Raw genomic sequence first — 17,072 nt, 5'->3', positions numbered from 1 at the left:
GTGGCGGCGGTGGCGCTCCCGGCGGCGGTTTCCGCCCGGGTGCCCCGGCCGGCGGCGGTGGCCGTCCGGGTGGTGGCGGTCGTGGCCGTGGCGGTGGCGCCGCGGGTGCCTTCGGGCGTCCCGGTGGCCGGCCGACCCGCGGTCGCAAGTCGAAGAAGCAGCGCAGACAGGAGTTCGACAACCTGTCGGCCCCGACCATGTCCTCGGGTGCCCCCCGCGGCCAGGGTCAGGTCGTCCGGTTGTCCCGTGGCGCCTCGCTGTCGGACTTCGCCGACAAGATCAACGCCAACCCGGGTTCGCTGGTCCAGGAGATGTTCAACCTGGGCGAGATGGTGACCGCGACCCAGTCCTGCTCCGACGAGACCCTGCTGCTGCTGGGTGAGCACCTCGGCTTCGACGTGCAGATCGTCAGCCCGGAGGACGAGGACCGCGAGCTGCTCGCGCAGTTCAACATCGACCTCGACGCCGAGGTCGCGGCGGACCGCCTGGTCAGCCGTGCGCCGGTGGTGACCGTCATGGGTCACGTCGACCACGGTAAGACCAAGCTGCTCGACGCGATCCGCAAGGCGAACGTCGTGGCCGGCGAGGCGGGTGGCATCACCCAGCACATCGGCGCCTACCAGGTCCACGTCCCGCACGAGGGCGAGGACCGCGCGGTGACCTTCATCGACACCCCGGGTCACGAGGCGTTCACCGCCATGCGTGCCCGTGGTGCCCAGGTGACGGACATCGTGATCCTGGTGGTGGCGGCCGACGACGGCGTGATGCCGCAGACCATCGAGGCGCTCAACCACGCCAAGGCGGCGGACGTGCCGATCGTGGTCGCGGTCAACAAGGTCGACAAGCCGGAGGCGAACCCGGACAAGGTCCGCCAGCAGCTGACCGAGTACGGCCTGGTCGCCGAGGAGTACGGCGGCGACACCATGTTCGTCAACGTGGCGGCCAAGCCCGGCATCGGCATCGAGGAGCTTCTCGAGGCCGTGCTGCTGACCGCCGACGCGTCGCTGGAGCTGACCGCTCCGATCGACGGGCCGGCACAGGGTGTCGCCATCGAGGCGCACCTGGACAAGGGCCGTGGTGCGGTGGCGACCGTTCTGGTGCAGAAGGGCACCCTGCGGGCCGGCGACTCGATCGTCGCCGGTGGGGCGCACGGCCGGGTTCGGGCCATGCTGGACGAGAACGGCAAGCCGGTCGACGAGGCCGGGCCGGCGCGTCCGGTCATGGTGCTGGGTCTGACCACGGTGCCGGGTGCGGGTGACACCTTCCTGGCCGCCGAGGACGACCGGACCGTGCGGCAGATCGCCGAGCAGCGGCAGGCGCGGCGGCGGGCGGCTTCGTTCGCCAACTCCCGTGGCCGGGCGACCCTCGAGACGCTCATGGAGCAGCTCAAGGAGGGCGAGAAGACCTCGCTCAACCTGGTGCTCAAGGGCGACGTCTCCGGTTCCGTGGAGGCCCTCGAGGACGCGCTGTTCAACCTCGACATCCCGGAGGAGGTCCAGCTTCGGATCATCCACCGGGGCGTGGGCGCGATCACCGAGAGCGACGTCATGCTCGCGAGCGCCTCGTCCGAGGCGGTCACGATCATCGGCTTCAACGTGCGGGCCGCCAACAAGGTCCGCGAGATCGCCGACCGCGAGGGCGTGGAGATCCGGTACTACACGGTCATCTACCAGGCCATCGAGGAGATCGACGCCGCGCTCAAGGGTCTGCTCAAGCCGGAGTACGAGGAGGTCGAGCTGGGCACCGCGGAGATCCGCGACGTCTTCCGCTCGTCCAAGATCGGCAACATCTCCGGCTGTATCGTCCGGTCCGGCCTCATCCGCCGCAACGCCAAGGCGCGGCTGCTGCGGGACGGGGCGGTCGTGGCGGACAACCTCACGATCAGCTCCCTGAAGCGGTTCAAGGACGACGCGACCGAGGTCCGCGAAGGCTTCGAGTGTGGTCTGACGCTGGGCGGTTTCAACAACGTCCAGGTCGGCGACATCATCGAGACCTTCGAGATGCGGGAGAAGCCGCGCGCCTGAGCGGTGTGAACACGGCGACGGCCGGGGCCTGCGGGCCCCGGCCGTCGCCGTTTCCGCAGGCTGCGACAATCTCCGGCGTGCTCAGGTACGCGCTGCTCCTCGCCCCCTCCGCCAACCGCGTCTACGCCGACGCCGCGGGCCGGCTGGCCCGCGCCGAACTGACCGTGTTCGCCGGGTCGGGGGTGCTCGACACGCCGCCGGTCGACGCCGCGGTGGAGCGGATCGGCGGGGTGGAGTACCTGACCTTCGCCGCCCCGGAGCCCGGCCCGGGCGCCCGGGACCTGGCCCACCTGGCCAACCTGTCGGCGGCGTACGCGCTCTTCGAGCGGGTGGGCGACGACCTGCTGCGGCCGGTGCCGCTGCGCCCCCTCGCCCGGTACGACTCCGACCTCATCACCATCCCCAAGTACGCCGGCAAGACCAACGAGCAGTTCACCCGGCTGCTGCTCAACGTCACCCTGCTGGCGTCGGCCTCGGCACCCCGGATGCTGGACGGGCCGGTCGTGGTGCTCGACCCGCTCTGCGGCCGGGGCACCACCCTCAACCAGGCGCTGATGTACGGCTACGACGGCATCGGCGTGGAACACGACGGCAAGGACGTGGACGCGTACGCGGCGTTCCTGCGTACCTGGCTGCGCCGCAAGCGGCTCAAGCACACCGCCGAGACGGTGCCGGTGCGGCGGGACCGGAAGCTCGTGGCCCGGCGGTTCGAGGCGGTCCTCGCGCCGTCCCGGGACGCGCACCGGTCCGGGGCGACCCAGCGGGTCACCGTGCTGCACGCCGACACCACCCGGGCGCGCGAGGTGCTCCGTCCCCGCTGCGCCGACGTGATCGTCACCGACGCACCGTACGGGGTTGTCCACGGCAGCCGCACCGACGCGGGGCTCTCCCGCAGCCCCCTGGAACTGCTCACCGCCGCCGTGCCGGTCTGGCGGGAGCTGCTGCGCCCGGGCGGGGCGCTGGGGCTGTCCTGGAACACCCACGTGGCCCCGCGCGCGGCGGCCGAGGCGGTGCTGGCCGGCGCCGGCCTGCGGGTGGTGGACGGGCCCGGCTGGCGGGACCTCGCACACCGGGTCGACCAGGCGATCGAGCGGGACGTGGTGGTGGCGGTCGCGCCGGAGGAAAACGGGTGACCCGGGGCGCGCTCCTGCCGTACCGTTGCTCGCCGTGTACACCGGAACCGCGCAATTCGACCTGTTGCTCCCGGGGGATTCCCGGTCCCTGAAGGCCAAGCGGTCGTACGTCCGGCCGATCGTCGCGGCGCTGCGCCGGTTCGAGGTGTCCGCCGCCGAGGTCGGGGCGCTCGACCTGCACGGCCGGGCGCAGATCGGGGTGGCTGTGGTGGCCGCCGAGCCGGCACACGTCCGCGAGGTGCTCGACTCCTGCGAGCGGCTGGTGGCCGCCCGCCCGGAGACCGAGCTGCTGTCGGTCCGTCGCCGCCTGTACGGCGAGGAGGACTGACCCGTCGCGTCGCCGCCGGCACGGGCGGCCCCGCGCGGGGGCGGCGATCGCGCGGGTAATGTTCGGGATGTTGGGCGGTCGGACCCGGCGGCGCCCGTGCCGTCCGTCTCCGGCCGACGGCTTCAAGTCGCGGCACGGCGTCAGACGCGCCGGGCTGGAGCCGTCGTAGCAGGCACGAAGCCCTGGAGGTGGGGGACATGACGGATCCGGCCAAGGTACGCCGGCACGCGGAGCGCATCCGTGAACTGGTCGCGTCGGTGGTGCGGAGCCAGATCAAGGACCCCCGGCTCGGGATGATCACCATCACCGACGCCCGGATCACCGCCGATCTCCGCGACGCCACCGTCTTCTACACCGTGCTCGGCGACGCGGCGGCCCAGGCCAGCACCGCCGCCGCGCTGGAGAGCGCCAAGGGCCTGCTGCGCAGCACGGTCGGCAAGGCGCTCGGGCTGCGCCACTCGCCGACCCTGACCTTCGTCCTCGACGACGTGCAGGACCAGGTCAAGCACATCGACGACCTGCTTGCGGCGGCCCGCAACGCCGACGCCGAGGTCCAGCGCCTGGCCGCCAAGGCCCAATACGCGGGCGAGCCCCAGCCGTACCGGGTGGAGGACGAGGACTCCGACGCCGAGGTCGAGGACGAGGAGACCGAGGACGACGAGCCGCGCGGCGGCGACCGCCGGTGACCGGTTCCGCCGCGGGCGGCCCGCCGGCCGGTGCCGGCCCGACCGACACCGACTGGGCGGCCGCCGTCGCGGCGGTACGCGGGCTCCCCGCCACCGCGCGGGTGTTGCTCATCTGCCACGTCAACCCGGACGGCGACGCGCTGGGCAGCATGCTCGGCTTCGGGCTGGGCCTGCGCCGGCTCGGCGTACGGCAGCTCCAGGCGACCTTCCCCGGCCCGCCGGAGGTGCCCGAGCCGTTCCGCTGGCTGCCCGGGTCCGACCTGCTGGTGGCGCAGGACGACGCGTACCCGGATCCGGACCTGGTGATCTGCTTCGACGCGGCGAGCGAGTCCCGGCTGGGCGACCTGGTCGACCGGCTGGACAAGGCGGGCACCGCGTTGGTGCTGGACCACCACGCCTCGAACACCGGGTTCGGCGGCATCCACCTGGTGGACCCGCACGCGGCGGCCACCTCGGTGGTCGCGCTCGGGCTGCTGGACCGGCTCGGGGTGGCGCTGGACGCGGAGATCGCGGCCTGCCTCTACGTGGCGCTGAGCACCGACACCGGCTCGTTCCGCTTCGAGGCCACCACGCCCGCCGTGCACGAGCTGGCGGCCCGGCTGCTGGCCACCGGGATCCGGCCGGGGGAGATCTCCCGGCAGATCTTCGACACCCGGCCGTTCGGTGCGGTCCGCCTCTTCGGCGAGGTGCTGGGCCGGGCCCGGCTGGAGCCGGCGGCCGCCGCCGGGCACGGCCTGGTCTGGACCTACGCCACCCGCGACGACCTGGCCCGCCACGACCAGCCGGCGTACGTGCTGGAGGCCCTGATCGACTCGGTGCGCTGCACCGCCGAGGCGGACGTGAGTTGCGTGGTCAAGCAGGCCGGCGACGCCGAGTGGGCGGTCTCGCTGCGCAGCAAGGGTGCGGTCGACGTGAGCCGGGTGGCGACGGTGCTCGGCGGCGGCGGCCACCGGTTCGCGGCCGGGTTCACCGGACGAGGCACGGTCGACGAGGTGGTCGAGCGGATCCGCGCCGAGCTGTCCGGCGCCCTGCTGCCCGCCTGACCCACTCCGGTTCGGGGTGGGAACCGGGGGTTACTCCGGGGCGTGCCGGTCTTCCCGCGCTCCGTGACGCTGGGGACAATCGGGTGATGGATCACCCCCGTGAGCTCACCGTCGAGGCGCCCCGGGTCTGGGACCGCCCGGTCGTCTCCGTGCCGGTGCTGATCTGCCTCTCCCTGGTCGGCGGGCAGCTGCCGTCCTTCTCCACCGCGGCCAACCTCTACACCCTGGGCACCGGCGGGGCGCTGATCTGGGTCGGTCTGAGCAACCGGGTGCCGCCCCGGCGGCCGGCGCCGCGGCGGCTGCCGCCCGGCGCGCTCTGGTGGCTGCTGCCGGTCACCGTGTTCGGGGTCTTCGAGGGGGCCACCTTCGTGCTGTCGGTGGGGGACGAGTTCCCCACCTTCTCCCGGCTGGCCGACCCGATGCTGGAGGACCACCTGGTCCGCTCCGCGGCCTGGTTCGCCTGGCTGACCGCGTTCTGGGGGCTGGTCCGCCGATGATGCGCGCCCTGGCGATCGGCGGCTTCCTGGCCGCGCTGCTGCTCTTCGCGGCCGTCGAGTGGGCCGCCCGGCGGGAGGGCTCCCGGATCCCGTCCCTGGCCGACGTCTGCGCCTTCGTGATGCGTTACGAGGTCGGCCCGGTGCCGGTCGGGCGGATCGGCCTGTTCGGGTTCTGGTGGTGGCTGGGCTGGCACTTCCTGGCCCGCTGAGCCGCCGCCCGACCGGTTCGGTGCTGTCCGTATCGCGGGAACAGTGGGCAGCATCTGGAAAGTGAACGTTAATTTGGGTGGGGGCCGGCGCTTCGGCGTTGGTCATGGGCGGTGGTGCCACACCCGGTGCCGCCTTCCTCCAGGGTCAGACCGACCCGGGCTCACGCTGCCAGGGAGCCGCTCCGGTGATCCCGGACCGCTGCCGGCGCTCAGCAGACCGACGGCTCCACGTCGCGGCGCGGTGGACGCGCCGGGCTGGAGGGTCGGACGCCCCGTAGGGCCGCCGTGCGCCGGTGGTCCGCACCCTGGAAGGGAACTCCCATGGCGACCAAGCGCAAGCCGCAGACCGAGAACACCACCGACGAGGCGCGCGAGCAGATGCGCCGCGCTCTGCAGACCTCGATGGACACCCGTCAGTGACGGTGGCCGCCCGGCGGTGACGCCGCATCCACGACGTCACCGCCGCTGCCGCCGTCCGGCACACCGCTCCGGCTCTGCCGGAGATCCACGAACGCGCCCGCCGCCAGCCCTGCCGCTGGCTGGCCGCCGTCCCCGCGCCGCCGCCTCAATATGAGGTTGGCGGCGTTCCTGCTCTCCGGAGCTGCCGCCGACCTCATGATCGAGCCGGTACGCGGCCGGCTCGGTAAGCGATGGGTGGGGTTGCGTTCCTTACGAGGAGCGTGCCAGGATCGGCGGCGATGAGTCAGACAGTCGCGCCTGCCGCCCCGTCCGCCACGGCGCGGCGGATCGCCGCGTTGGCGCTGCCGGCCCTGGTGGTGCTCGCCGCCGAGCCGCTCTACGTGCTGGTGGACACCGCGGTCGTCGGGCATCTGGGCCGGGTCCCGCTGGCCGCGCTCGCCGTCGGCGGCACCGTGCTGACGCTGACCGCCTGGCTCGGCACCGTCGTCGCGTACGGCACCACGGGGCGGTCGGCCCGGCGGTTCGGCGCGGGGGACCGGGCCGCGGCCGTGGCCGAGGGCGTCCAGGCGTCCTGGCTCGCCCTGAGCGTCGGCGTGCTGGTGGCGCTCGCCATCCAGGTCGGGGGCGGCTGGCTGGCGCGTACCCTCGTCGGCGGCCCGGGCGAGGTGGCCGACGCCGCCGCGACCTGGCTGCGGATCGCGGCGCTCGGCGCGCCCGGCCTGCTGCTCGCGGCGGCCGGCAACGGCTGGCTGCGCGGCATCCAGGACACCCGCCGGCCGCTGCTCTTCGTGCTCGGCCCCAACCTGCTCTCGGCGCTGCTCTGCCCGCTGCTGGTCTACCCGGCCGGGCTCGGCCTGGACGGTTCGGCGGTGGCCAACGCGGTGGCGCAGACCATCTCGGGCGGCCTCTTCGCCGCGGCCCTGGTCCGGGAGCGGATCCCGCTCCGCCCCCGGCCCCGGCTCATCGGCCAGCAGTTGGCGCTCAGCCGCGACCTGCTCATCCGGGGCGTCGCCTTCCAGGCCAGCTTCCTGTCGGCGACCGCCGTGGCGGCCCGGTTCGGCGCCGCCGCGGTCGGCGCCCACCAGATCGCCGTACAACTCTGGTTCTTCACCGCCCTGGTGCTGGACGCCCTGGCGATCGCCGCCCAGTCCCTGATCGGCGCGGCGCTCGGCGCCGGGGAAGCCGCCGCGGCGCGCGCCCTGGCCCGGCGGATCGCCCTGCTCGGCGGCCTGTGCGGCGTGGCGTTCGCGGTGCTCATCGCCGCCGGCGCCGGCCTGGTGCCGTCGTGGTTCAGCTCCGATCCGCAGGTACGCGAGCAGGCCATGGTCGCCTGGCCCTGGTTCGTCGCGCTCCAGCCGATCGGCGGCGTGGTGTTCGCCCTGGACGGCGTGCTGATCGGCGCGGGAGACGTCCGCTACCTGCGCAACCTCACCATCGTGGCCGCGCTGGGCGGTTTCCTGCCGGCCATCTGGCTGGCCTACGGGCTCGACCTCGGGCTGGGCGGGATCTGGGCCGGGCTGACCCTGTTCGTGGTGCTCCGGCTGATCGCCCTGCTGCTGCGGCTGCGCTCCGGCGGCTGGGCGGTGGTCGGCGCGGTCCGCTGACCGTCGCTGCCAGCCTTCAGTCCATCGCGCTGCCCCGCCGAAGGCCGTCCCGCCGCCCCGTTTCCGGGACGGCTCAGCAGGTGTCCGGCAGGTCCAGCGTCGCGGCGGGGTCGAAGACCGCGTCCGGGCCGGGGCCGTCCGGGCCGCCGAAGCTGCGCGTGCCCAGGCCGAGCAGCCCCTTGTCGAAGGCCGCGCAGTCGACGTTGGCGGTGTACGAGTTCGCGTCCTCGATCCACAGCCCGTTCGAGCCGCGCTTGACGTCGTCGGGATGCGGCATGCTCCAGACCACCGTGTCGTGCACGACGACCAGCCCGTCGCCCGGCACCGTGCTGCTGGTCCGGAAGGCGTACGCCCAGACGAAGTTGGTGGTCACCGCCAGGATTCGGATGCCGTCGGCGTCCTTGGTGGCCCGGTAGCTGATCCGACCCTTCACCCTGGGCTGGTCGGCGGTGAGCCGGGCGCCGGGCGCCAGCCGGGTGGCGTATGCGGCGAAGGTGTCGGACGCGAAGCTCTTGCGCAGGCCGGCGCGGGCGTCCCGGGCGAACAGCCGGATCAGCGGCTCCGGGTCGTCCGTGGTCATGAACCCGCGGTCCAGCCGCGCGGTCACCAGGACCGTCCGGACCTTCGCCAGCGCGGCCGCCACCTGCTTCTCGGTGAACGGGCCGGTCCGCTTCGCGGCCGGCAGGGCGATCCCCGCCTGCCCCTGCGGGAACCCGGCGGCCGGGGTGCCGTCGAAGGGCCCGGACGCCCGGGGTGGTGCGGCGGACGTGGCGGCCGGTGTGCCGGCCGGCAGGCCAAACGTCGGGTACACCACCGGCCGCCCGCCCGTGGACGGCATCGACACCAGGACGGCCCCGCCGACCACCCCGACGAAGGCGAGTAGCAGCAGCGCCGTCACGCCGGTCAGCAGCGAGCCGGAGTGGCGCGGTGGTGCGGAGTCCGGCCGATCGTCGGTCATCGCGGCCCCCGGTCAGGAGTGGGCGAGATGTCAGTGAGTGTCCCACCTTGTCGCTCGGCGCGGTAGCCCCCGGACACCCTCAACAGGGCTTGAACGAGCCCGGCCCGCCCATCCACGGGTACACGGTGAGGAAGCCCTCCGCCAACCGGGAACAGTCCACGTTGCTGGTGCTCGACCGCGCGGACACCAGCCAGAGCCCGCGCTGCGTGGCGGGCAGCGCGTCCGACCGGGGAACGTGCCAGACGATCTCGTCGCGGATCGCCGCCAGGCCCGCCTGGCCGGGCGTGGTGCGCGGCACGTCGAACGCGTACACCCAGACGTACCCGGTGGTGATCTCCAGCACCGGGACGCCGTCCTCGTTCGTCGTGGCCCGGTAGCGGATCGTCCCCTGGGCCCTGACCTCCTCGGCCCGGTCGCGGGAGTCGATCCGGGTGGCGTAGTGCAGGAAGGTGTTGCCGTCGAAGTCGTGGGCCAGCTCCCGGCGGGCGGCCGGCGCCAGGAGGGCCAGGAACGGTTCCGGGTCGCCGACGTGCATGGCCAGATCGAGGCGGGCCGCCGTCAGGGCCTTGCGGACCTGGGTCAGGGCCGCGGCCACCTCCGCGGCGGTGAACGGTCCGGAGGCGGTGGCCCGGGGCAGCGTGATCGCCTCCGCGCCGACGGCGAAGTCCGCCGCGACGCTCCCGGCGAAGAGGTCCCGCGGCTCGCCGACCTGGCTCAGCGGCACCGGAGACGGCGTGGGAGAGCCCGTCGGCTGGGCGGTGCCGGCCCGGACCCGGTCGACCGCAAGGTGACCGAGCGTGGCCGTGGCGCCGAGGAGCGCCACCGCGAGCAGCGCGACGAAGGCGACGTGACGCTTGCCGCGCTGCCGGGACCACGCCAGCCGGATGCGTTCCGTGCGGGTCAGCGGCGTCGCCGCGTCCTCGCCGGTCATCCAGCTCGGCAGCCGGACGGCGTCACCGCGGGTGGCGACGTCGTATCGGTCCGGGTCCGCCGGTGGGGTGGTCTCGTCTTCGGTGGTCATCAGGCATCCCGAGGCGTACGGAGAGGTTGGCGGCTGATCTTCGCATCCGGACCGGCGCGTCAGATCTCGTGGTGCGTGATCTTGTAGAGCAGGTAGAGCGTGCCGACCACCAGGACGGTGGCCACCACGGCCACCACCACGAAGGACACGATCGCGGAGACCGCCGGGTGCCGCTCGCTGAACCGGGTGCGCCCCTGCCAGGCCCAGAGGCGGCGCCGCGCCGCCGCCAGCGCCGGCACGCCGTCCACGAGATCGGAGAGGCGGCGGCCGAGGGTGCGCCGCGGCGGCTCCGGGTTCCGCATCCACTCGGGCAGGTCGACCCGCGGGCGGTGCTCGTGCGACGGCGGGGTGGTGCTCATCCGGGGCTCCTGGGGGTGGGTTGACGAGGGGGTGGGGGCAGTTTGCCGGCACGGGGTCGACGCCGCGACCCCGTGCCCGGGGGTCGACTCAGCAGGTGTCCGGGACGTCGAGGGTGCGGTCGGGGTCGAAGACGGCGTCCGGATCCGGGTCCGCCGGCCCGCCGTAGCTGGGGCTGCCCACGTCGAGCAGGCCCTTGTCGAACGCCGCACAGTCGATGTTGGAGCCGTACGAGTCCGCCTTCTCGATCCAGAGCCCGTTGGAGCCGTTCCGCACGTCGGCGGGGTGCGGCACGCTCCAGACCACCGTGTCGTGCACCACGACCACCCCGTCGCCGGGCAGCCCGCCGGTGGTCCGGAAGGCGTACGCCCAGACGAAGTTGCTGGTGATCTCCAGGATGCGGATGCCCTGGGTGTCCTTCGCGGCCCGGTAGCTGATCCGCCCCTTCACCCGCGGCTGGTCCGTGGTGATGCGCGCGCCGGGCGCCAGGGGGTGGCGTAGGTGGCGAAGGCGCCGGAGGCGAAGTCCTTGCGCAGGTCGGCCCGCGCGTCCGGCGCGAACTGCCGCAGCAGCCGGTCCGGATCCTTCGAGGTGATGAACGTGCGGTCAAGCCGGCTGGTCACCAGTGCCTTGCGGACCTTGGCCAGCGCGGCGGCCACCTGCTTCTCCGTGAACGGCCCGGTCCGCTTCGCGGCGGGCAGGGCGATCCCGGCCGCCCCCTCGGGGAAGTCCGCTGCCGGCGTGCCGTCGAAGGCGCCGGCCGCCGGGGGCGGCGAGGCCGACGAGACGGCCTGCTCGCCGACCGGCTGGCTGATCGTCGGGTACGCCGCCGGCGGCTCCGCCCACCGCTGGAGGGACCGGTAGCCGCCCGTGGCGACCACCCCGAAGAAGGCCAGCAGCAGGGCCGCGACGCCGCCGAGCAGCTTGCCCGAGTGGTCGCCCAGCCAGATCCGCAGCCGGTCGGCGCGGTCCGGCTCGGTTGCCACGGCCGGCTGGCGGAGCCACTCGGGGATCGTCCCCAGCCCGTCGGCGGGCGGGTACGGCTGGTCGGGAAGGTGGGGATCGGAGTGCGGTGGGTGGATGGTCATCTCGGTTCCCAGCTGTGACGGGGGCGGGGGTGGTCGGGCCGGATCGGGTCGGGTCAGCAGGTGTCCGGATGTCCAGCGAGCGGTCGGGATCGTACAGGGAGTCGGGGTCCGGCACGGGGGTGGCGACCGGCTTCCCGTCGCGCCCCGTGCCGACATTCAGCAGCCCCTTGTCGAAGGCCGCGCAGTCGACGTTCGCCCCGTACGAGCGCATGTGCGTGAGCCAGAGACCGTTGTCTCGGGACCGGACGTCGTCCGGGTGGGGCACCTCCCAGACCAGGGTGTCGTGCACGACGCCGTCATGAACGCGCGGTCGAGCCGGGCGGTCACCAGGGCGGTCCGGATCTTCGTGAGGGCGGCCGACACCTGCTTCGCGGTGAAGTCGCCGGTCGCCCTCGCCGGGGGCAACGTGATGCCGGCGGCTCCCTCCGGGAAGGCGGCCGCGGGGGTGCCGTCGAACGGGCCGGCGGCCGGGGGCGGCGACGCCGCGGTGGTCGCCTGGATGCAGGCGGGCGGGCTGATCGTCGGGTACGCCCGGGGCTGCTCGGCGGGGCGCCGGGCGTACCGGTAGCCAACCGGGCCGAGGTACGCCAGCAGCGCGAGCACCAGCACCGCGCCGACGCCGAGGCGCAGCCGGCGGGCGTGCCGGCGGAACCAGATGCGCAGCCGGACGGCCGGGCCGACCCGGATCTCCCGCTCCAGTTGGCGTACCCGGTCGGGGATCTCCTCCGGGAAAGGGGCGGTCGAGCCGTGGTGGCTCCGGGGCGGGGTCGTCGCTGCTCATCATGCTTCCCGGGCAGGAGTGGGGCGAGGGGCGCATGATCTTGACACCCGGCTCGATCAGGGCGGTATCCCCCGCAGGGGCGATCACCGCCGTCTGGCAGGCTTGGCGGTCGTGAGCACAGACGGTCTAATCGTGGTCGACAAGCCCGGCGGCATGACGTCGCACGACGTGGTGGCCCGGATCCGGCGGCTGGCCCGGACCCGACGGGTGGGGCACGGCGGCACGCTGGACCCGATGGCCACCGGCGTGCTGGTGATCGGGGTGGGCCGGGCCACCCGGCTGCTCACCTACGTGATCGGCGCCGGCAAGAGCTACACCGCGACGATCCGGCTCGGCCAGGCGACGGTCACCGACGACGCGGAGGGCGACGTGATCGCCAGCACCCCGGCCGGCGCCGTCACCGACGAGGCGGTCCGCGCCGCGCTCGCCGCGCTCACCGGCGAGGTCGACCAGGTGCCCAGCGCGGTCAGCGCCATCAAGGTCGACGGGCAGCGGGCGTACAAGCGGGTGCGCGAGGGGGAGAGCGTCGAGCTGCCGGCCCGGCGGGTCACCATCTCCCGGCTGGACGTGCTGGCGATCCGCCGCGACACCCCGGACGTGGTGGACGTGGACGTGGATGTGACCTGCTCGTCCGGGACGTACATCCGGGCCATCGCCCGGGACGCGGGCCTGGCGCTCGGGGTCGGCGGCCACCTCACCGCGCTGCGCCGCACCGCGGTCGGCGGGTTCACCCTGGCCGAGGCGGCCACCCTCGACGCGCTGGAGCAGCGCGCCCCGGAGGTGGTGAACCTGCCGCTGGACGCGGCCGCCGGCCGGTTCTTCCCGCGCCGGGACGCCACGCCGGAGGAGGCCAAGGTGCTCTCCCACGGCGGGCCGCTGGACCCGGCCGGCATCGCCGGACCGTACGCGGTCTTCGGCCCGGACGGCGGGCTGATCGCTATCGTCAGCGAGCGGGACGGCCGGGCCCGCGCGGAGATCGTGCTGGCCCCCGCCTGACGGCGCGTGGGCGGACAGGGGAGGAGCGGCATGCAGCGGTGGCGGGGGTACGAGGCGGCGCCCGGCGGCTGGGGGCGTTCGGTGGTCACCATCGGCGTCTTCGACGGGGTGCACAAGGGCCACCAGTCCACCATCGGCCACGCGGTGGCGCGCGCCCGCGAGCTGGGCGTCAAGTCGGTGGTGGTGACCTTCGACCCGCACCCGGCCGAGGTGGTCCGCCCCGGCTCGCACCCGGCCGTGCTCACCGAGCCGGCCCGCAAGGCGGAGCTGATCGAGGCGCTCGGCGCCGACGTGCTCTGCGTGGTGCCGTTCACCCCGGAGTTCTCCCGGCTGCCGGCCGAGGCGTTCGTGCACGACATCCTGGTCGAGCACCTGCACGCCGCGCTGGTGGTGGTCGGCGACAACTTCCGGTTCGGGCACCGGGCGGCCGGCGACGTGGCGCTGCTGGAGCGGCTGGGCCGCACCTTCGGCTTCGGCGTGGAGGGCGCCCCGCTGGTCGCCGAGGCGGGGACGGTCTTCTCCTCCACGTACATCCGCTCGTGCGTCGACGCCGGCGACGTGGCCGCGGCGGCCGCCGCCCTGGGCCGCCCGCACCGGGTGGAGGGCGTGGTGGTCCGCGGCGACCAGCGCGGGCGTGAGCTGGGCTATCCGACCGCCAACCTGCTGACCCACCGGTACGCGGCGGTCCCCGCCGACGGGGTGTACGCGGCGCGGCTGGTGCGCCGCGGTGGGGAGCCCCTGGCGGCGGCGGTCTCCATCGGCACCAACCCGACCTTCTCCGGCCGGGAACGCCGGGTGGAGGCGTACGCGCTGGACTTCACCGGCGACCTCTACGGCGAGCGGCTGGCCCTGGACTTCGTGGCGCACCTGCGGGAACAACGGACGTACGACGCGATCGAGCCGCTGGTGGCCCAGATCGCCGAGGACGTGGAGCGGACCCGGCGGGCGGTCGGCTGAGCGTGCCGGACCGGGCCGGCGGGCCACTTCGCGGCCCTTCACCGGGCGCTTCCCCGCCGGGCTGGTAGTCTTGCGGGGACGTCGGCTGACCGACGTGGGGCCTCGCGTGCCTGCACGACGCCGCGGGTGCGAGGAACCGGTCCGTTCCCGGTCACTCCGACCGATCCGACGGACCTCATCGAACGTTCCACGAAACAGGGAGAACATGGCGCTCGACCAGGAAGCCAAGGCCAAGATCCGCGCGGAGTACGCGACCGCCGAGGGCGACACCGGTTCGCCGGAGGTGCAGGTCGCGGTCCTCACCAAGCGGATCGCCGAGCTCACCGAGCACCTGAAGGTGCACAAGCACGACCACCACAGCCGCCGCGGGCTGCTGCTGCTGGTCGGCCGTCGCCGCCGGCTGCTCAACTACGTCCAGAAGAAGGACATCAACCGCTACCGGTCGCTCATCGAGCGGCTCGGCCTGCGCCGATGACGTGACGGGGGAGTGGCCACTCGGCCGCTCCCCCGCTCCGGTACCACCGAAGAACCCGGCCGCGCGACAACCCGAGAGGGAGCCGGTCAGCACCGGTCTCCGGTAGTGGCCCCCGGGAACCCCGGCATCATGATGCCGGCCACCCGGGCGCTTCGATCGAAGACCGGCCGCCTGAGCAGTTCCCCGTGTCGTGGGCCGACGACGCGAAGGAGCACCACAGCACATGACCGAGACCAACCTCGGCACCGAATCCCGCACCGCCGTGATCGACAACGGGTCGTTCGGCACCCGCGAGATCACCTTCTCCACCGGCCGGCTGGCTCGCCAGGCCGCCGGCTCCGTCATCGCCCAGCTCGGCGAGACGGTCGTCCTCTCCGCCACCACCGCCGGCAAGCAGCCCCGGGAGCAGTTCGACTTCTTCCCGCTGACCGTCGACGTCGAGGAGCGGATGTACGCCGCGGGCCGGATCCCCGGCTCGTTCTTCCGCCGCGAGGGCCGGCCCAGCGAGGACGCCATCCTCACCTGCCGGCTGATCGACCGGCCGCTGCGCCCGTCGTTCGTCAAGGGCCTGCGCAACGAGGTCCAGGTCGTCGAGACCGTGCTGGCGCTCGACCCGCAGCACCCGTACGACGTGGTGGCCATCAACGCCGCCTCGATGTCGACCAAGCTCTCCGGCCTGCCGTTCTCCGGCCCGATCGGCGCGACCCGGGTCGCGCACGTCGACGGCCAGTGGGTCGCCTTCCCGACCCTGGAGGAGCTGGCCCGGGCCACCTTCGACATGGTCGTGGCCGGCCGGGCACTGGCCGACGGCGACGTCGCGATCATGATGGTCGAGGCCGAGGCGACGCCGCACGCCGTGGCCCTGATCTCGGCCGGCGCCACCGCCCCGACCGAGGAGATCGTGGCCAGCGGCCTGGAGGCCGCCAAGCCGGCGATCCGCGAGCTGTGCCGCGCGCAGAGCGAGCTGGCCGAGGTGGCCGCCAAGCCGGTCGCCGAGTTCCCGGTCTTCCTGGACTACCAGGACGACGCCTACGAGGCGGTGGCCGAGGTGGCCCGCGCCGAGGTGGCCGAGGCCCTCAAGATCGCCGGCAAGGCGGACCGCGAGGAGGCTCTGGACCGGGTCAAGGCCAAGGTCGCCGAGGAGCTCGGCGGTCGGTTCGAGGGCCGCGAGAAGGAGCTCTCCGCCGCCTTCCGGTCGCTGACCAAGTCCGAGGTCCGCAACCGGGTGCTGCGCGAGCAGGTCCGCATCGACGGCCGCGGCCCGCGCGACATCCGCCCGCTGACCGCCGAGGTCGGCGTGCTGCCGCGGGTGCACGGCTCGGCGCTGTTCGAGCGGGGCGAGACCCAGATCCTGGGCGTCACCACGCTGAACATGCTGCGCATGGAGCAGATGGTGGACACGCTGTCCCCGGAGAACCGCAAGCGCTACATGCACAACTACAACTTCCCGCCGTACTCGACCGGTGAGACCGGCCGGGTCGGCTCGCCGAAGCGGCGCGAGATCGGCCACGGTGCTCTCGCCGAGCGCGCGCTGATCCCGGTGCTGCCGTCGCGCGAGGAGTTCCCGTACGCGATCCGGCAGGTCTCGGAGGCGCTCGGCTCCAACGGCTCCACCTCGATGGGCTCGGTCTGCGCCTCGACGCTGGGCCTGCTCTCGGCCGGTGTGCCGCTGAAGGCGCCGGTCGCCGGCATCGCCATGGGCCTCATCTCCGACGAGGTCGACGGCAAGACCCAGTACGTGACGCTGACCGACATCCTCGGCGCCGAGGACGCGTTCGGCGACATGGACTTCAAGGTCGCCGGCACCCGGGAGTTCGTGACCGCGCTGCAGCTCGACACCAAGCTCGACGGCATCCCGTCGGACGTGCTGGCCGCCGCGCTGCAGCAGGCGAACGAGGCCCGGCAGACCATCCTCGACGTGATGCAGCGGGCCATCGACGCCCCGGCTGAGATGTCGGAGTACGCGCCGCGGGTCACCACGGTGAAGATCCCGGTCGACAAGATCGGCATGGTGATCGGCCCGAAGGGCCAGACCATCAACGCCATCCAGGACGAGACCGGCGCCGAGATCTCCATCGAGGACGACGGCACCATCTACGTCGGCGCGACCAACGGCCCGTCCGCCCAGGCGGCGGTGGACCGGATCAACGGCATCGCCAACCCGACTCTGCCGAAGGTGGGGGAGCGGTTCCTCGGCACGGTGGTGAAGACCGCCGCGTTCGGCGCCTTCATCTCGCTCCTGCCGGGCCGCGACGGCCTGCTGCACATCTCCAAGGTGGGCGACGGCAAGCGGGTCGAGAAGGTCGAGGACTTCCTCAACGTCGGTGACCGGGTCGAGGTGGAGATCGCGGACATCGACGCCCGCGGGAAGATCTACCTGGACAAGATCCGTCCGGAGGGCGCCGAGGCGCCGGCCGCCGAGGAGGCCGCCGGTGGCGAGCGTCCGGCCGGCCGGGACCGCGGCGGCGACCGTGGCCCGCGGGACCGCGGCGACC

Annotated in this window: 18 protein-coding genes; 13 read left to right on the top strand and 5 right to left on the bottom strand. The window is 73.7% G+C overall.

The genetic code is table 11. The features are described 5' to 3' along the window. From infB to B0E53_RS19715, 8 genes are all read left to right on the top strand, one after another. A partial coding sequence (gene infB, locus B0E53_RS19750) for a translation initiation factor IF-2 (RefSeq protein WP_107077426.1) occupies positions 1-2,024 on the top strand: 2,024 nt, incomplete at its 5' end. A gap of 77 nt (positions 2,025-2,101) precedes the next feature. Further along, positions 2,102-3,157 carry an SAM-dependent methyltransferase gene (locus B0E53_RS19745; RefSeq protein WP_107077424.1) on the top strand — a complete coding sequence of 352 codons (1,056 nt, stop codon included), beginning with the start codon at positions 2,102-2,104 and terminating at the stop codon, positions 3,155-3,157. Between the two features lie 34 nt (positions 3,158-3,191). Then, the gene (locus B0E53_RS19740) at positions 3,192-3,485 is read left to right on the top strand and encodes a DUF503 domain-containing protein (RefSeq protein WP_107077425.1); all 294 of its coding nucleotides are present in this window, start codon (positions 3,192-3,194) and stop codon (positions 3,483-3,485) included. Between the two features lie 197 nt (positions 3,486-3,682). Beyond that, positions 3,683-4,171, top strand: a complete 489-nt coding sequence (gene rbfA / locus B0E53_RS19735; RefSeq protein WP_107077423.1) for a 30S ribosome-binding factor RbfA — start codon at positions 3,683-3,685, stop codon at positions 4,169-4,171. Then, positions 4,168-5,214 (top strand): bifunctional oligoribonuclease/PAP phosphatase NrnA, encoded by a 1,047-nt coding sequence (locus B0E53_RS19730; protein ID WP_107077422.1) that lies wholly within the window; start codon positions 4,168-4,170, stop codon positions 5,212-5,214. Before rbfA ends, B0E53_RS19730 begins: the two co-directional genes overlap by 4 nt. Positions 5,215-5,300: 86 nt before the next feature. After that, positions 5,301-5,711: a hypothetical protein gene (locus B0E53_RS19725; protein ID WP_107077421.1), complete on the top strand. Its 411-nt coding sequence runs from the start codon at positions 5,301-5,303 to the stop codon at positions 5,709-5,711. After that, on the top strand, positions 5,711-5,920 hold the full coding sequence (locus B0E53_RS19720; RefSeq protein WP_172968016.1) for a DUF6186 family protein: 210 nt from the start codon (positions 5,711-5,713) through the stop codon (positions 5,918-5,920). Before B0E53_RS19725 ends, B0E53_RS19720 begins: the two co-directional genes overlap by 1 nt. Before the next feature lie 698 nt (positions 5,921-6,618). After that, the gene (locus B0E53_RS19715) at positions 6,619-7,944 is read left to right on the top strand and encodes an MATE family efflux transporter (RefSeq protein WP_107077420.1); all 1,326 of its coding nucleotides are present in this window, start codon (positions 6,619-6,621) and stop codon (positions 7,942-7,944) included. Between the two features lie 73 nt (positions 7,945-8,017). On the opposite strand, the gene B0E53_RS19710 is transcribed toward B0E53_RS19715, so the two are convergent. The 5 genes from B0E53_RS19710 to B0E53_RS39505 form a co-directional block, all read right to left on the bottom strand. Further along, positions 8,018-8,902, bottom strand: coding sequence for a hypothetical protein (locus B0E53_RS19710; protein ID WP_107077419.1), 885 nt, complete (start codon positions 8,900-8,902; stop codon positions 8,018-8,020). Between the two features lie 79 nt (positions 8,903-8,981). Beyond that, positions 8,982-9,923: a hypothetical protein gene (locus tag B0E53_RS19705; protein WP_107077418.1), complete on the bottom strand. Its 942-nt coding sequence runs from the start codon at positions 9,921-9,923 to the stop codon at positions 8,982-8,984. A gap of 59 nt (positions 9,924-9,982) precedes the next feature. Further along, the gene (locus B0E53_RS19700; RefSeq protein WP_107077417.1) at positions 9,983-10,282 is read right to left on the bottom strand and encodes a hypothetical protein; all 300 of its coding nucleotides are present in this window, start codon (positions 10,280-10,282) and stop codon (positions 9,983-9,985) included. 88 nt (positions 10,283-10,370) lie between these two features. Next, positions 10,371-10,730: a hypothetical protein gene (locus B0E53_RS39510; protein WP_246835496.1), complete on the bottom strand. Its 360-nt coding sequence runs from the start codon at positions 10,728-10,730 to the stop codon at positions 10,371-10,373. Continuing rightward, positions 10,727-11,368, bottom strand: a complete 642-nt coding sequence (locus B0E53_RS39505; RefSeq protein ID WP_246835495.1) for a hypothetical protein — start codon at positions 11,366-11,368, stop codon at positions 10,727-10,729. Before B0E53_RS39505 ends, B0E53_RS39510 begins: the two co-directional genes overlap by 4 nt. A gap of 298 nt (positions 11,369-11,666) precedes the next feature. Here B0E53_RS39505 and B0E53_RS19685 point away from each other — a divergent pair, with 298 nt between their 5' ends. From B0E53_RS19685 to B0E53_RS19665, 5 genes are all read left to right on the top strand, one after another. Further along, positions 11,667-11,936, top strand: coding sequence for a hypothetical protein (locus tag B0E53_RS19685; RefSeq protein WP_107077415.1), 270 nt, complete (start codon positions 11,667-11,669; stop codon positions 11,934-11,936). 324 nt (positions 11,937-12,260) lie between these two features. Then, positions 12,261-13,145, top strand: a complete 885-nt coding sequence (truB, locus tag B0E53_RS40150; RefSeq protein ID WP_107077414.1) for a tRNA pseudouridine(55) synthase TruB — start codon at positions 12,261-12,263, stop codon at positions 13,143-13,145. A gap of 30 nt (positions 13,146-13,175) precedes the next feature. Further along, positions 13,176-14,102: a bifunctional riboflavin kinase/FAD synthetase gene (locus B0E53_RS19675; RefSeq protein ID WP_107077413.1), complete on the top strand. Its 927-nt coding sequence runs from the start codon at positions 13,176-13,178 to the stop codon at positions 14,100-14,102. Between the two features lie 205 nt (positions 14,103-14,307). Further along, positions 14,308-14,577 carry a 30S ribosomal protein S15 gene (gene rpsO / locus B0E53_RS19670; protein WP_043962418.1) on the top strand — a complete coding sequence of 90 codons (270 nt, stop codon included), beginning with the start codon at positions 14,308-14,310 and terminating at the stop codon, positions 14,575-14,577. A 223-nt stretch (positions 14,578-14,800) separates the two neighbouring features. Further along, positions 14,801-17,072: polyribonucleotide nucleotidyltransferase (locus B0E53_RS19665; protein ID WP_107077412.1), on the top strand; the 2,272-nt coding region annotated here is incomplete at its 3' end.

This window comes from Micromonospora sp. MH33 (assembly GCF_003013775.1).
Taxonomy (GTDB): domain Bacteria; phylum Actinomycetota; class Actinomycetes; order Mycobacteriales; family Micromonosporaceae; genus Micromonospora; species Micromonospora fulviviridis.
Note: the sequence above shows the minus strand (reverse complement) of the source record. Positions and strands in the feature narration are given on the sequence as shown.